Annotated in this window: 17 protein-coding genes and 1 pseudogene; 11 read left to right on the top strand and 7 right to left on the bottom strand. The window is 66.2% G+C overall.

All coding sequences use genetic code 11. From position 1 onward, the window contains the following. Positions 1-39: 39 nt before the first annotated feature. The 4 genes and pseudogenes from AC1DYW_RS14765 to AC1DYW_RS14750 form a co-directional block, all read right to left on the bottom strand. A complete protein-coding gene (locus AC1DYW_RS14765; protein WP_477226703.1) occupies positions 40-1,056 on the bottom strand; it encodes an ABC transporter permease in 1,017 nt (338 codons plus the stop codon). Beyond that, on the bottom strand, positions 1,053-2,147 hold the full coding sequence (locus AC1DYW_RS14760) for a sugar ABC transporter ATP-binding protein (RefSeq protein WP_477227080.1): 1,095 nt from the start codon (positions 2,145-2,147) through the stop codon (positions 1,053-1,055). The genes AC1DYW_RS14765 and AC1DYW_RS14760 overlap by 4 nt, the downstream gene beginning before the upstream one ends. Beyond that, positions 2,121-2,549 (bottom strand): annotated as a pseudogene (locus tag AC1DYW_RS14755) (ATP-binding cassette domain-containing protein); the annotation flags it as partial. The pseudogene AC1DYW_RS14755 and the gene AC1DYW_RS14760, both read right to left, overlap by 27 nt. A 281-nt stretch (positions 2,550-2,830) precedes the next feature. After that, entirely contained in the window at positions 2,831-3,778 is a 948-nt protein-coding gene (locus AC1DYW_RS14750) for a substrate-binding domain-containing protein (protein ID WP_378917828.1), read from the bottom strand. 377 nt (positions 3,779-4,155) lie between these two features. On the opposite strand from AC1DYW_RS14750, the gene AC1DYW_RS14745 reads away from it, so the two are divergent. The 7 genes from AC1DYW_RS14745 to AC1DYW_RS14715 all read left to right on the top strand — a co-directional run bounded on the left by AC1DYW_RS14745 (position 4,156) and on the right by AC1DYW_RS14715 (position 9,189). Beyond that, positions 4,156-4,491, top strand: a complete 336-nt coding sequence (locus tag AC1DYW_RS14745; protein WP_477226702.1) for an ArsR/SmtB family transcription factor — start codon at positions 4,156-4,158, stop codon at positions 4,489-4,491. Then, positions 4,488-4,982: an SRPBCC family protein gene (locus tag AC1DYW_RS14740; RefSeq protein ID WP_477226701.1), complete on the top strand. Its 495-nt coding sequence runs from the start codon at positions 4,488-4,490 to the stop codon at positions 4,980-4,982. The genes AC1DYW_RS14745 and AC1DYW_RS14740 overlap by 4 nt, the downstream gene beginning before the upstream one ends. Beyond that, positions 4,972-5,796, top strand: a complete 825-nt coding sequence (locus AC1DYW_RS14735; protein ID WP_477226700.1) for an alpha/beta fold hydrolase — start codon at positions 4,972-4,974, stop codon at positions 5,794-5,796. Before AC1DYW_RS14740 ends, AC1DYW_RS14735 begins: the two co-directional genes overlap by 11 nt. Before the next feature lie 137 nt (positions 5,797-5,933). Further along, complete coding sequence (locus tag AC1DYW_RS14730) at positions 5,934-6,812, top strand: pseudouridine synthase (protein ID WP_477226699.1); 879 nt, start codon at positions 5,934-5,936, stop codon at positions 6,810-6,812. A gap of 49 nt (positions 6,813-6,861) precedes the next feature. Then, positions 6,862-7,608, top strand: coding sequence for an SDR family NAD(P)-dependent oxidoreductase (locus tag AC1DYW_RS14725; RefSeq protein WP_477226698.1), 747 nt, complete (start codon positions 6,862-6,864; stop codon positions 7,606-7,608). 42 nt (positions 7,609-7,650) lie between these two features. Beyond that, complete coding sequence (locus AC1DYW_RS14720; protein ID WP_477226697.1) at positions 7,651-8,697, top strand: RNA polymerase subunit sigma-70; 1,047 nt, start codon at positions 7,651-7,653, stop codon at positions 8,695-8,697. Between the two features lie 78 nt (positions 8,698-8,775). Further along, entirely contained in the window at positions 8,776-9,189 is a 414-nt protein-coding gene (locus AC1DYW_RS14715; protein WP_477226696.1) for a VOC family protein, read from the top strand. A gap of 2 nt (positions 9,190-9,191) precedes the next feature. On the opposite strand, the gene AC1DYW_RS14710 is transcribed toward AC1DYW_RS14715, so the two are convergent. Beyond that, positions 9,192-9,773, bottom strand: coding sequence for a histidine phosphatase family protein (locus AC1DYW_RS14710; RefSeq protein ID WP_457150571.1), 582 nt, complete (start codon positions 9,771-9,773; stop codon positions 9,192-9,194). A gap of 207 nt (positions 9,774-9,980) precedes the next feature. On the opposite strand from AC1DYW_RS14710, the gene AC1DYW_RS14705 reads away from it, so the two are divergent. Continuing rightward, on the top strand, positions 9,981-10,430 hold the full coding sequence (locus AC1DYW_RS14705; RefSeq protein WP_457150572.1) for a universal stress protein: 450 nt from the start codon (positions 9,981-9,983) through the stop codon (positions 10,428-10,430). 10 nt (positions 10,431-10,440) lie between these two features. On the opposite strand, the gene AC1DYW_RS14700 is transcribed toward AC1DYW_RS14705, so the two are convergent. Continuing rightward, on the bottom strand, positions 10,441-11,190 hold the full coding sequence (locus AC1DYW_RS14700) for a sulfite exporter TauE/SafE family protein (RefSeq protein WP_477226695.1): 750 nt from the start codon (positions 11,188-11,190) through the stop codon (positions 10,441-10,443). A 21-nt stretch (positions 11,191-11,211) separates the two neighbouring features. Beyond that, positions 11,212-11,409 (bottom strand): hypothetical protein, encoded by a 198-nt coding sequence (locus tag AC1DYW_RS14695; protein WP_477226694.1) that lies wholly within the window; start codon positions 11,407-11,409, stop codon positions 11,212-11,214. 136 nt (positions 11,410-11,545) lie between these two features. On the opposite strand from AC1DYW_RS14695, the gene AC1DYW_RS14690 reads away from it, so the two are divergent. From AC1DYW_RS14690 to AC1DYW_RS14680, 3 genes are all read left to right on the top strand, one after another. Beyond that, positions 11,546-12,418: a LysR substrate-binding domain-containing protein gene (locus AC1DYW_RS14690; RefSeq protein WP_477226693.1), complete on the top strand. Its 873-nt coding sequence runs from the start codon at positions 11,546-11,548 to the stop codon at positions 12,416-12,418. 160 nt (positions 12,419-12,578) lie between these two features. Beyond that, positions 12,579-13,079 (top strand): Lrp/AsnC family transcriptional regulator, encoded by a 501-nt coding sequence (locus tag AC1DYW_RS14685; RefSeq protein WP_095091173.1) that lies wholly within the window; start codon positions 12,579-12,581, stop codon positions 13,077-13,079. Then, complete coding sequence (locus tag AC1DYW_RS14680; RefSeq protein ID WP_477226692.1) at positions 13,076-14,236, top strand: saccharopine dehydrogenase family protein; 1,161 nt, start codon at positions 13,076-13,078, stop codon at positions 14,234-14,236. The genes AC1DYW_RS14685 and AC1DYW_RS14680 overlap by 4 nt, the downstream gene beginning before the upstream one ends. Positions 14,237-14,326 lie beyond the last annotated feature (90 nt).

Below are 14,326 nucleotides of genomic sequence, written 5' to 3'. Positions count from 1 at the left end.
GTGCGCCGACCCAACCTTCTCCCCGAGAGGGACAAGCGACTATCTTCTCACACGCGACTTCAGCCAGCGGTCGAACGCCACCGCCAGAATCAGGATCAGGCCAATGACGATGCTTTGCGTGTAGGACGAGACGTTGTTGAACTGCAGCCCGTTCTGCAGCACGCCGATCAGGGCGGCACCCACTACCGTGCCGCCGACCGAGCCGATGCCGCCGAACAGCGAGGTGCCCCCGATGACCACGGCCGAGATCACCGTCAGCTCGTAGCCAATCCCGGCCACCGCTTCCGAGGAGTTGAGCCGCGCCGACAGCACGAAGGCGGCCAGACCGGCGAAGAAACCGACGATGACATAGACCGAGACCAGGATGCGGTCGACCCGCAGGCCCGACAGCCGTGCCGCCTCGGCATTGCCGCCGACGGCATAGACGGCGCGGCCGTAGCGCGTGTAGCGCAGCACGATGTGGCACAGGATCGCGGCCGCCGCGAAGATCAGCGCCGGCACCGGCACCGGGCCAATCAGGCCGGTGCCGAACCAGCGCATCGAAGCGTCGAAACCCGATATCGGGCCGCCATTGGAAATGGTCAGCGTCAGCCCGCGAAACACCGTCAGCCCGCCCAGCGTGACAACGAAGGGCGGCACTTTCAGCCTGGTGATGGCAAGGCCCTGCACGCCGCCTGCTGCAGCGCCAACCACGACGGCGGCCAGCAATGCGGCGAACCAGCCATAGCCCTGCGTGCCTGAGGTCGACAGCGACAGCGTGTTGGCGGTGCCGCCCTTGGCGACCACGGCGGCGACCATGCCGCAGAAGGCAAGCAGCGAGCCGACCGACAGGTCGATGCCAGCGGTGAGGATGACGAAGGTCATGCCGAGCGCGATCAGCCCCGTAATCGAGATCTGCCGCGTGATGTTGAACAGGTTGATCGGATCGATGAAGCTCGGCTTCAGGACGGTAAAGACGACGACCAGCGCGGCCAGGAACAGCAGCGGCCCAAAGCTCATCAGCAGCCGCGCGATGTTGATGCCGCTACGCTGGTTCTGCTCTCCCGCCACGCTCATCGTGCCTGCCCCGTCGCATCCGGCCCCTTCGTGTCCCGCTTGTCGAGTGCCATCAGTTCCATCAGTTTTTCCTCGCTTGCCTCGATCCCCGGCATCTCGCCGGTGATGCGCCCCCGGCGCATGGTGACGATGCGGTCCGACACCGCCAGCACCTCCGGCAGTTCGGACGAGATCATCATCACCGCGATGCCGCGCACCGCAAGCTGCACCAGGATTTGGTGCACCTCGGTCTTGGCGCCGACATCGACGCCGCGCGTCGGCTCGTCGACGATCAGCACTTTCGGATCGCGCGCCAGCCAGCGCGCCAGGATCACCTTTTGCTGGTTGCCGCCAGACAGGCCCTCGATCGCCTGTTCGACCGAGGCCATGCGGATCGACAGCATCTTGCGAAAACCGGCAAGCGCATCACGTTCGCGCCGCTCGGCCATGAAGCCGAAGCCGTTGCTGAACGTGCCGAGCGAAGCGACGGAGAAATTCGGCAGGATACCGAGTGCGGCAAAGATCGCCTGGTGCTTGCGGTCCTCCGGCACCAGGCCGATGCCGAGTGCTATGGCATCCGCCGGTGACGCGGGAGCGATTGGCTTGCCGTCGAGCGTGATGATGCCCGCCGCGATGCGGTCGGCGCCGAAAATGGCGCGTGCCAGTTCCGTGCGGCCGGAGCCGACGAGGCCCGCAACGCCGAGGATCTCGCCAGCCTTGAGATCGATGTCGACGCCGTCGAGCACGATGGCATGCGGCGCCTCGGGGTCGCGCACCGTGCGCAACCCGCGCACCGACAGCACGACATCGCCGGCGACCGCGCGTTGCGCCGGCCGCGCATAGAGTTCGGATGCGGCACGGCCGACCATCTTCTCGATGATCTTCGGCAGCGCGATCGGCCCGCCCTGGCGGTCGAGATGCCCGGCCAGCCTGCCGTCGCGCAGCACCGTCATGCGGTCGCAGATGGCGGAGGCCTCTTCCAGCCGGTGCGTGACGAACATGATGGCGACCTTGTCCCTGCGCAGCCGGTCCATGATCGACAGCAGTCGCTGCACCTCGGTCTCGGTCAGCGCCGAGGTCGGTTCGTCCATGATGATCAGCCGACTTTCCAGCGACAGCGCACGGGCAATCTCGACCAGCTGCTGTTCGGCCACCGACAGCGCCGACACCAGCGTCATCGGATCGATGGAGAGACCGACGCGGGCGATGATCGCGCGGGAATCTTCCTCCATCTTGCGCCAGCTGACCAGCCCGAGCGGACCGATCGGTGCGCGGCCGATAAAGATGTTCTCCGCCACCGTCAGAGTCGGGATCAGGCTCAGCTCCTGGTAGATGGTGACGATGCCGAGCCGCTTGGCATCCTGCGGACTGGACGGATGATAGTCGGCGCCGTCGAAGGTGATGTGCCCGCTCGACGGCGGCATGACACCCGACAGGATCTTGAGCAGCGTCGACTTGCCGGCGCCGTTTTCGCCAAGCAGGCCGAGGATTTCGCCCGGCCGGATGTCGAGCGAGACGTCGCTCAGCGCGGTGACGCCGGAGAAATGCTTGGTGACGCCCTCGACGGCTAGCAGGACGGGCGGTGACGATACGGCTTCAGCTAACGGCAATGGTTGCTCCCTGAGTCATCGAACGTCAGCGCTGCCCCTCACCCTTACCCTCTCCCCGGAGACGGGGAGAGGGGGTCGCCAGCGTCAGAGCGATTGCCTTCTCCCCGTCGCTACACGGGGAGAAGGTGCCGGCAGGCGGATGAGGGGCGGCGCCAGCTTCAGCGATCTGTGCGCAACCTGCCCAACTACTTGGTCTCGCCAATCCGCTCGGCCTTGTCGAGATTGTCCTTGCCGATGACGATTGGCGTCAACAGCACCAGCTTCTCCTTCGGCTCGGTCTTGTCCTTGGCGTAAGCCACCGCAATGCGTACCGCCGTGCGCGACTGTTCGCCGGGGAACTGCTCGACGGTGCCGGCGAGCTTGCCGTCACGTACAGCGACCAGAGCTTCCGGCAGCGCGTCGAAGCCGTAGATTTTCACGTCGGTGAAGTTGCGCGCCGCACACGCCTCCATGGCGCCGAGCGCCATGTCGTCATTGGCGCAGACGATGGCATCCGGCTTGCCGTTGGCGGCAAGGCCGGCCTCGGTGACCGACAGCGCCTCGGCGCGGGCGAAGTTGGCGGTCTGCTCGAATACGATCTGGTACTTGTCCTTCAGCGGGTCGAGCACATTGTGGACACCCTTGTTGCGATCGATCGCCGGGCCGGCGCCGGGCTGGCCCTGCAGATGGAAGATCTTGGCGCCATTGGGGAACGCCGCCACCATGGCGTTGGCCTCCGCCTCGCCGCCCTTGACGTTGTCGGCGCCGACATGGGCCAAAATGCCTTCGACGCCGTCGACACGGCGGTCGATCGTCACCACGGGAACACCGGCCTTGACCGCTTCCTCGATTGCCGGCGCCAGCGCGTTGACGTCGAGCGGCGAGATGACGATGGCGTTGACCTTCTGCACCAGCGCCGCCTCGATGTCGGCGGTCTGCTTGGTGGCGGAGTTCTGGCCGTCGCTCTCGGTCAGGTTGACGCCTTGCGCGGCAGCCTCGGCCTTGATCTCGTTCAGCATGTGCACGAAGAACGGAAAGCCGAGATTGGGCACCGAGCCGAGGATGGTGAGCTTGTCCTCGGCAAACACCGAGGGCGCGGCAAGCATCATGGCGCCAAAGGCCGCGGACGACAGCAGGAATTCACGTCTGTTCATAGGGTTCCTCCTCCACAGGGACGCATCATCCCCAAGGCCGTGATTGGTCTTGGGAAGGGATCACGCGCCGGTTCAAAGTGTTGGAGCATCCTCCGTGCGCCCGAAAACGCGTGCCGCTCCAGCTGGTCGCCGCTGTTGAAAAGTGCCTCCCATCGACGTCAGCGCGGGGATGCTAACCCAGGGTCATCCGTTTGCGCAATAATCGATAGAACGGAACTGTTGGGCAAATTATCGGAATTGTCGGATTTTTGGATTTCTGGGGCCGGCAACGCCTTGCCCTTCGCGGCCAGCGTCCTGTTTGCGAGCGTTTTCCCGATTGACGCGGCAAGCGGCGTCTTTTATAGAACCAAATAGTTCCAGAACTAAATGGTTCCGTAATGGCAATTCAAACCTCCCTCGACGACACATTTGCCGCGCTGGCCGACCCGACGCGCCGCGCCATCCTTGCCCGGCTGCTCGAGGGCGAAGCCTCGGTCGCCGAACTGGCGCAACCTTTCGCGCTGACCGTGCGGGCGATCTCCAAGCATGTCGGCGTGCTGGAGCAGGCAGGCCTGGTCACCCGCAGCCGGTCGGCGCAAAAGCATCTGAGCCGCATCGAACTCAGGCCGCTGCGCGACATCGACCGCTGGCTGGACGGCTATCGCAAGCTTTGGGAAGGCCGCTTCGACCGCATGGAGGACTTGTTGCGGCGCGACGCGGACAAACCGGAATGAGCGCGCCCATGGCCTCGACGGACGACCGCAGCTTTGCCATCGAGCGGACTTTCCACGCCCCGGTCGAGCGTGTCTTCCGGCTGTGGACCGATCCTGCGCTGGTGGCGCAATGGTGGGGCATCAGGGACTGCACCATCCCGCATTGTGTGCTCGACCTGCGCGTCGGCGGCCGCTGGCGCATCGACATGCGCACCTCGAGCGGCGCGCTCTACCGCAACCAGGGCAGCTATCTCGAAATCGTGGAGAACAGCCGACTGGTCTATTCCGACGAGCCGGATCCCGAATTGCGCGAATGGGCCGGCAAGCCGCCTGGGCAAAGCCGCCATACGGTGATCTTCACACCGGATGCGCAGCGAACCCACGTCCATTTCGAGGTGACGCTGGCCAGCGTTGCCGACCGCGAGCGCCTGCTGGCGCTCGGCATGCGCGGCGGCTGGACGCAGAGCTTCGACCGGCTCGAGCAGCTGATAGGAGGCAACCATGCTGGCTGAAAACGCTGAGCCGACCACGCAGGCCGTCCTGTCGCGGGATGGAACGCCGATCGCCTGCGAGCGCCGTGGCCGGGGCCATCCGCTCATCCTGGTCGACGGCGCGCTCTGTTCCCGCACCATGGGCCCGAGCCTTCCACTCGCCAGGGCGCTTGAAGGCAGCTTCACCGTGTTCCGCTACGACCGCCGTGGCCGTGGCGACAGCGGCGACACCACGCCCTACGCGGTCGAACGCGAGATCGACGACATCGAGGCCGTGCTCCAGGCAGCCGGCGGCAGGGCGTTCGTCTGGGGCATGTCGTCAGGCGCCATGCTGGCGCTGATGGCGGCAAGCCGCCTGCCCGGCATCGGCAAGCTGACGCTCTACGAAGCGCCGCTGATCGTCGACGACAGCCGCGAGACCACGCAAGGCGACTGGGCAACGATCCGGGCCGCGATCGCTGAAGACCGGCGCGGCGACGCGGTGACCGCCTTCCTCAGATCGGTCGGCATGCCCGGCCTGCTGATTGTCCTCATGCGGCTGACGCCGATCTGGTCGAAGCTCAAGGCGGTGGCGCATACATTGCCCTATGACGGCGCCATCGTCGCCGGCGATCAACGCGGCAAGATGCTAGACCCTGCCCGCTGGGCTTCGGTGCGCGTGCCGATCCTGGTGACCGATGGCGGCAAGAGCCCGCTCTGGATGCAGCGTGGCAACAAGGCGCTGGCCGAGGCGTTGCCCAATGCCCGCTACCGGACGCTGGCCGGCCAGAACCACATGCTGAAACCCGCCGCGCACGCACCCGTGCTGACGGCGTTCTTCAACGGGCGGGAATAGCCTCTTCCCGGAAGAGCAGCTTCGTGGAAGGAGACAGCCCGCCATCGTCGCATGTGAGCGGGCCTCGCCGCATCCGGCTTGCGAAACCGTCGTGGCCCGTGGCATCTGTCTGACACAACGGACCGATCCCCAGCAGCATGGCAGCACGACCACCACCGCCCAACAGCAGGCCACCTGCCCGCAACGCTAGCACTGGCAAGCCGCACACTGGCAAACCGCCTGGCGTCAGCCTCAACCGCGCTTTGTCGAAGCTCGGCCTGTGCTCACGCACGCAGGCCGAGGTGCTGATCGCGGAGGGACGCGTGCGCGTCGGCGGCAAGGTGGTGCGCAATGCGGCCTTTCGCGTCGACCTCAACCGCGACCGCATCGTCGTCGACGACCGGCCCGTGGTTGCCGAGCGCAAGGTCTATCTCATCCTCAACAAGCCGCGCGGTATGGTTACCACCCGCGACGACCCGCAACAGCGCGACACCGTCTATGCTTGCCTCGACGGGCTCGACCTGCCCTTCGTCTCGCCGGTCGGCCGGCTCGACAAGGCGAGCGAAGGCTTGCTGTTGATGACCAACGACACCCAGTTTGCCAACCGGCTGATGGACCCAGCCTCGCATCTGCCCAAGACCTACCACGTGCAGATCGGCACGGTGCCCGACGCCGCGATGCTGGAAGGATTGCGCGCCGGCGTGACCGTCGACGGCGAGACCCTGACCACGAACGCGATCGAGCTTCTGCGCAGCGGCGGCCGCACCGCCTGGCTGGAGATCGTGCTCGACGAGGGCCGTAACCGCCACATCCGCCGCCTGCTGGCCGCGCATGACATCGAAGTGCTGCGGCTGATCCGCATCGCCATCGGTCGCCTGCAACTCGGCGACCTCGCCAAGGGCACGGCGCGGCACCTGACGCCGGAGGAATTGGCGCTGCTGGCGGGGCAAGTGGCGGGTGCAGGCCCCATCAACCGCGACACCTCCAAAAAATTCTTGCCCCCCACCGATGATTTCCGCTCACCCGCGCTGTCCTGATCTACAGGCGCTGGAATGGTCCGGCGGCCGGAAGAAAACGAGGTGATCCATGGCATCGTTACAAGGTCAGAATGTCGTCGTCGTCGGAGGCAGCCGGGGCGTCGGCCGCGCGATCGTCGAAACCACACTCAGCGAGGGCGCGACGGTGCTCGCCGTAGCCCGGGGTGCAGCCGATCTGAAACAGCTGTCCTGGGAGAAACCCAGAGTGAAGACATTGGCGGTCGACGCTACGCAGGAGATCGCGCCCGATGCGGTGTTCGCCGCGTTGGAGCCGGATGTTCTGGTGATCTGCGCCGGCGCCCTTGCCCCGTCGGCGCCGGTCCAGGACCAAAGCTGGGACGACTTCTCCGCGAACTGGGACATGGACGTCAAGGCATCGTTCCTGTTTTGCAAGGCCGCACTTCAGGGCCGGCTGAAGCCGGGTAGCCGGGTGGTGCTGATCTCCAGTGGCGCGGCGCTCAGCGGCGGGCCGCCGAACTCCGGCGGTTACTCCGGCGCCAAGCGCATGCAGATGTTCCTTGCCGCCCATTGCCAGAAGGAAGCCGACCGGCTCGGCCTTGGTCTGCGCTTCATGGCGCTGGTGCCGATGCGGATCATGCCGGACACCGGCGTCGGCCAGCGCGGCATCGACGGCGTCTCGGCCTATCTCGGCATCAGCCCGGCGGATTTCCTCGCCAGCATGACCGACATGCAGACACCGGCCGATGTCGGGCACGCCGTGGTCACGCTCGCCGGTGGCAAGCTGCAAGGCGTCTCCTTCACCGTCAGCGGCAGCGGACTTGCGGCGGCGGCATGAGGCGCGCAGGATGCCAGTCGAATTCAACACAATGGGCTCGACATGACAGACGCTCCTGGCCCGCTTGAGCCAATGGGCGAGCAGGGCCAGCCGATCCTCGACCGGCTGGCCTTCGAGCGCCTGACAATGGCCCATCGCCGCGCACTCAAGCTGCATTGCTACCGGATGATGGGCACGCTGCACGAGGCCGACGACCTCGTCCAGGACACGTTCCTGAAAGCCTGGCGCCGCCGGTCGCAATTCGATGGCCGCGGCTCGCTGCGCGGCTGGCTCTACACCATCGCCACCAACAGCTGCCTCAACGCCATCAAGGCGAGGTCATCGGCGCATCGCATTGTCGAGCAGCCCGGACGGCCGCCGTCCGAGGGGCGCGCCGCTGCCGGGCCCGCCGCCGAACTCGCCTGGCTGGAGCCCTACCCGGACAACGAGCTGCCGGACCTTATCGACGGCGAGCCGGGCCCGGAAGCGCGCTACGAGACCCGCGAAGCGGTGCAACTCGCTTTCGTCGCCGCGATCCAGTCCTTGCCGCCCAGGCAGCGCGCCACCATTTTGCTGTGCGACGTGCTGGGCTGGTCGGCGCTCGAGAGCGCGCAATTGCTGGGCGGCTCCGCCGCTTCGATCAACAGCGCCCTGCAGCGGGCCCGCGCAACGCTTGGGGCACGCTATCCGCAGGGGCGTCCGCTGCAGCGATCACGGCCCTCCGGCGAAGAGGGCCTGCTGCTGGAGCGCTACATGCAGGCCTGGCAGTCCGCCAACCTCGACGGCTTCATCGAGCTGCTGCGCGAGGACGCCACCTATCACATGCCGCCATGGCTGGACTGGTATCAGGGCCGCCAGGCGATCCATGGTTTCTTCAAGACTGTCTGGGGCAATTTCGCCGGCTACCAGCCGGTCGCCACCCGCGCGAACGGCCAGCCCGCGGTCGCGATCTATGCGCGGCGCCATCAGGATTCCGAATGGCGCGCCCAGTCGCTGCATATCATCGAGCCCGCCGACGGCGGGATCGCCTCGCTGACGGTCTATGTCGGCCCGCTTGGCCCCGACCTTTTTGCTTCCTTCGGCCTGCCGCCTGTCTGGCCGGCCTCCTGACGGGAAGCTGTCAGGAGGGCTGGTCTATATCTGCGCACGAGCCCGACGGTGGCTCCAGCAAATCAGGGAGCAAATGCGATGAATTTCGTCTCGGTCCGCATCATCACGTCGGATGTCCAGCGCCTCGTGCGATTCTACGGCGAGATCACCGGCATGCCCGTGACGATCTACACCGAAGACTTCGCCGAACTGGCGACACCGGCCTGCACGCTGGCGATCGGCAGCACGCGTACCTTGCAGCTGTTCGGCCGCGACGTCGCCCGCCCCGCCGACAACCACACCGCCATCATCGAATTCCGCGTCGGCGATGTCGATGCGGAATTCGCCAGGCTGTCCGACACCATCAAGGACGCAACCGTGCAGAAGCCAACCACCATGCCCTGGGGCAACCGCTCGCTGCTGTTCCGCGACCCGGACGGCAATCTGGTGAATTTCTTCACGCCCGTGACCGCCGAGGCGATCAAGAAGTTCGACAAGCAGGGTGTTGCCTAGAACTATTTCTGGTTCCACTTGCGAATGACCGGCTCGGTCAGATCGTGCTCGTAGCCGAGCACGCTGATGCTTGCGGTGTCCAACACGAACAGCGCGCCGCCTTCCGGCGGCAGGCCGATCCAGCGCGCCGCCAGCACGCGCAGGAAATGCGCACTGGAAAACACCAGAATGTCGGCATTGGCCTTGCGCAGCGCGGCGATGATCGTGTCGGCCCGCGCGCCGACATCGGCCGCCGTCTCGCCCTTCGGGCAGCCATCGCGAAACACGTTCCAGCCCGGGCGCTCGGCCAGGATCTGTTTTGTCGTCAGCCCTTCATAGGCGCCGTAGTCCCACTCCTGCAGATCGTCGTTCTTGACGCTCTCGGCGCCGAAGCCGGCCAGCACGCTGGTGTTGTAGGCGCGCTGCGACGGGCTCGACCATACGGCCGAAAAAGACAGGCCTTTCAACCGCTCGGCGACGCCGCGCGCGGCCGCCTCGCCGGCCGGCGTCAGCGGCATGTCGGTGCGGCCGGTGTGCTGCCCCGAAAGGCTCCACGCCGTCTCGCCATGGCGGACCAGATGGATCTGCGGATATGCGCTGCTCATATGGTGTCCCTCAAATCGCCGGCACCTTAGAGGAGGACGCGGCAAAGGGGAATCCGGCCAACGCGAAAGTGTGCAATCGCCTGGCCTTGATCCGCATCGAGCTGGCCCCTGTGATGAGCCCGGTGGCGCAACTATATCAAGGTCAGCCTCTACAGGCTCTCACCACCACAAGGGCGTGTCGGCCCTGGCACAACAGGTCACATCATCATGTACACACATTTGCTGATCGCCACGGACGGATCGGAACTGGCCGACAAGGGCGTTGCCCACGGCCTGGCGCTGGCCAGCCGCCTCGGCGCCACCGTTACCTTTGTCCACGTCACCGAGCCATTCCCGATCTTCGCCTGGGGCGGCACCATGGCCGGCTATGCCGCCGGCGATGAATTCGTCGCCTATCAGGAAGGCGGTCGCCGATACGCCAAGGACGTGCTCGACAAATGCAAGGCGTCGGCGGAGCTGGCGAATGTGCGCGCCGAGGTGGTGCATATCGAGGACAAGAAGCCCGCCGAGGCGATCCTGGAACTGTCGAAGGCTGAGGGCTGCGACCTGATCGTGATGGCCTCGCACGGCCGCCGGGGACTGGGCAGGCTGCTGTTGGGAAGCCAGACCGCGGAGGTGCTGTCCTTAACCGAAATCCCGGTCCTGGTGGTTCGGTAGGTCTGCGCGGCTAAAACACCACCTCCCCCGCGAGATAGACTCCCAGCGCCAGCAGCCCGACGAAGAACACCGTGCGGAAGGTCTCGACGCTCATCCGCTGGCGCAGCGCCTGGCCGACGACCATGCCGGCCAGCGCCGGCGCAAGGGCTGCGACCGATCCCGCCAGTTGCACCGTCGGTGATGCGAAAGCTCCCGTTCTGAACAGTCCGATGGCCAGCGCTGCCGTCGAGACGGTGAAGGACAGGCCGAGCGCCTGGATCAGGTCTTCCCTGTCCAGCCGCAGCGATTGCAGATAGGGCACGGCCGGGATGACGAAGACGCCGGTGGCGCCGGTGACCAGCCCGGTCGCCACGCCGACCAGCGGCGACGCCCAAGCCTCGTGGCGGGCCGGCGTGGTGAAGCCGGCCCTGGCGAGGCCGACAAGCGCATAAAGCACCAGCGCCGCGCCCAGCCCCGCCGAGGCAAATCCCGTGTGCGAGCCGGTCAAAAGTCCGGCGCCCGCGACGGTGCCGAGCACGACACCGGCCATCATCGTCCACAGCCGCTTGCACAGGCCGCCGAACGACGGACCCGTCAACAACTGCCAGAGGTTGGTGACCAGCGACGGGATCAGCAGCAAGGCGGCGGCTTGCGCCGGCGGCATCGTCACCGCCAGCAGCCCCATCGCCACCGTCGGCAAGCCCATGCCGACCACGCCCTTGACCACGCCGGCCGCGAGAAACACCGCACCGATCCAGGCGAGGACACCGGCGCTCAGCACGATCGCACCTTCAGGGCAGGATCAGTCATGCAGCAGCATGTCCGCGGCATCGGCCTCAGGGCTGGACTTTGCCGGCGCGGCATCGCGGCTGATGGAGGTCGTCGCGCATCCTCGCAGGCCGGGCTCCGCCCGCACCATCGCAAGGCAGTCCACGGCGACGGCCAGCACAACAGCCGTGCTTTCAAGAATGCCGGGACGGCCAGAAGTTCGTTCGCTCATCAGACATCTCCACCGAAACTGTTTGACGCAGATGCGGGCCGGTCACAATGTGGAAATTGCGCTATCAGCCTTCGGCCAGGACGAAGGCTGATACCTGGGATTGCGCGGCTGCCGAACCGTTTGCAGGGGCAAAAGAATGCGCTTCGATCTGGTCGATCTCCGGCTGTTCCTCCTGGTGGCCGAGCGTGGCAGCATCACCCGTGGCGCCGAACGCGCCGGCCTTGCCCTGGCCTCGGCCAGCGCCCGCATCAAGGGCATGGAGGATCGCCTCGGCACGCCGCTGCTGGATCGCCGCCGCCGTGGCGTGGTGCCGACGGCGGCCGGACAGGCGCTGCTGCATCATGCGCGCGCCGTGCAGAACCAGATCGAGGCGATGGCCGGCGACCTCGGCGCCTACGCCACCGGTCTTCGCGCCCGTGTCCGGCTGCTCGCCAACACCGCCGCCACAGGCGAGCTGCTGCGCGATATCCTGCCGGCTTTCCTTGTCACGCATCCCCAGATCGACATCGATCTCGACGAGCGCCCCAGCCATGAGATCGCCGAGGCGGTGGCCAGCGGTGCGGCCGATCTCGGCATCGCCGCGACATGGGCCGGCCTGTCGCATCTCGAGCAGAAACCGTTCTTCATCGACCGGTTGGTGGTGGTCGCCGCGCGGAACTGGCCCGGCCTCGAAGGCCGCACCACCAGCCTCGCCGACATTCTCGGTGAACCCTTCGTCGGGCTCGGCACCGGCCATGCGCTGCAGGAGCACGTCACACGCCAGGCCGCCCGCCTTGGCGGTCATCTGCATGTCCGCATCCGAGTGCCCGGCCTCGACAATGTCTGCCGCCTCGTCGCGCAAGGCGCCGGCATCGCCGTCGTGCCGGAAAGTGCGGCGCGCCACTCGGCACGCACGCTGCGCAGCCTGCGGCTCACCGACGACTGGGCAACACGCCAGCTCAATCTGTGCGCCCGCCGCTTCGACGAATTGACGCCGCAAGCGAAATTGCTGGCTGCCGCGCTGGTCTGAACCCGGCAACCCAATAGCGCAACCGCAACCGCGCCAGACGACGCACAATGCCGCTTGGTGCGAAAACAACACCTTGCTTTTCAAAAATTCGTGACATAGCTTGTTTTCATATAGGCAAATAATTTGCCGATCTTTTTTCTTTTTATGAAAGACAGAGCCTTTGCGGGAACATCTCGATCTGACCGATCGGCGGCTGGTCAAACAGCTGTCGCAGGACGCGCAGCCGGGCATCAACCGCCTCGCCGAGATGTTGGCGATTTCGGTGCCGACGGTGCGCACGCGGCTGCGCAATCTGCTCGACCGCAATCTGCTGAAGATCGTCGGGCTCTTGAACCTGACCGAGCGCCCCGAGCTAATCTCGGCCATTGTCGGTATCAATGCGCAAGGACGCGGCCGGGCCCGCGAGTTGGCGCAGCGCATTTCCGAACTGCCCTTCGTCAACTCGGCTTCGGTGGTCACCGGGCGCTTCGACATCATCGTCGACGTGACCGTGGCCGGTGACGTCGCCGATCTCTACCGCGTCACCAGCGAGCTGATCCCGGGGGCCGGCGAGCCGGGCGAAGTCGTTCGCAGCGAGACCTTCGTCGTCATGGCGTCCTGCAACAAATGGGTCAGCCTGCCGGAAGGCTGCTGGTCGGACGATCGCAAGGAGCCGGCATGAGAATAGCGGTTCTCGGCGGCCTCGGCCTGCAAGGCCGGGCGGCCATCGCCGATCTCGTCGCCAGCGGTGCCGAGGAGGTGATTTGCGTCGACACGGCGCCGAACGGTGCGGCTCGCCTTGACGGCCTGACCGACCTTGCCCGCGTGCGCTTCGTGGTACCGCAGGGAGCGATCGGCCCTGCCTTGGCCGGCGTGCTGGCGAATGCTGACGCGGTCATCGACCTGTTGCCGCAGCCACTGATGCGTGAGGCGGTCCAGGCCGCGATCGCAACGCGCACGCCGCTGGTCACCACCAATTACGGCAAGGCCATCGCCGACCTGGCGCCGGCCGCCGAACAGGCTGGTGTGCCGATCATGGCCGAATGCGGGCTCGATCCCGGCATCGACCTTGTGCTCTACGCGCGCGCCGCAAGGCAGTTCGATACCATCGCCGCGATCGATTCCTATTGCGGCGGCATCCCCGAACCGAAGGCGATGGCCAAGCCCCTTTGCTACAAGGTGAGCTGGAACTTCGACATGGTTCTGGTCAGCCAAAACCGCGACAGCGTGATGATCGAGGACGGCGAACGCGTCGCGGTGCCGGCCGGCCGGCAGCACGACAACTCCTTCATCCACGAGATCGAAGTGGCGGGCCTGGGCGCATTGGAAGCCTTCCCCAATGGCGATGCGCTGCACTATGTCGAGATGCTGGACGCGGCAAAAGGGCTGCGCCGCTCGGGCCGTTATACGCTGCGCTGGCCGGGATGGTCGGCCTTCTGGGCGCCGCTGAAGGAGCTGGGCTTCCTCTCCGAAGACAAGGTGCCCGGCACCGGCTCCAGCCCGCGCGAATTCCTCGGCCGGCTGCTCGGGCCGCAATTGCAGTACGGCCCCGATGAAAAGGACCTTTGCGTGATGCGCAATGTCTTTTCCGGCCTCGAAGGCGGCCGCCGCAAGACGGTGACCTCGGACCTGATCATCGAGCGCGACCTGGCCTCCGGCCTGTTCGGCATGAGCCTCGGTGTCGGCTATCCCGCCAGCATCGTGGCGCAGATGCTGGCGCGGCGCGAGATCACCAAACCAGGCCTGCTCAACCCGCTGCTCGATGTGCCGGATGGCCGCTTCTTCGACGAGTTGGCCAGGCGCGGCATCACTGTGACCGAGACGGTGGCCTGGGACTGAGGGTTTTCGAACGGTGGCTGCCGCCGGCAACGGCGCTGCCGCTCAAAAAAGCACCCCGAAGGGTGAACCAACAACGTGGAACAATAAAAC

The organism is Mesorhizobium sp. P2_D5, assembly GCF_056404355.1.
Note: the sequence above shows the minus strand (reverse complement) of the source record. Positions and strands in the feature narration are given on the sequence as shown.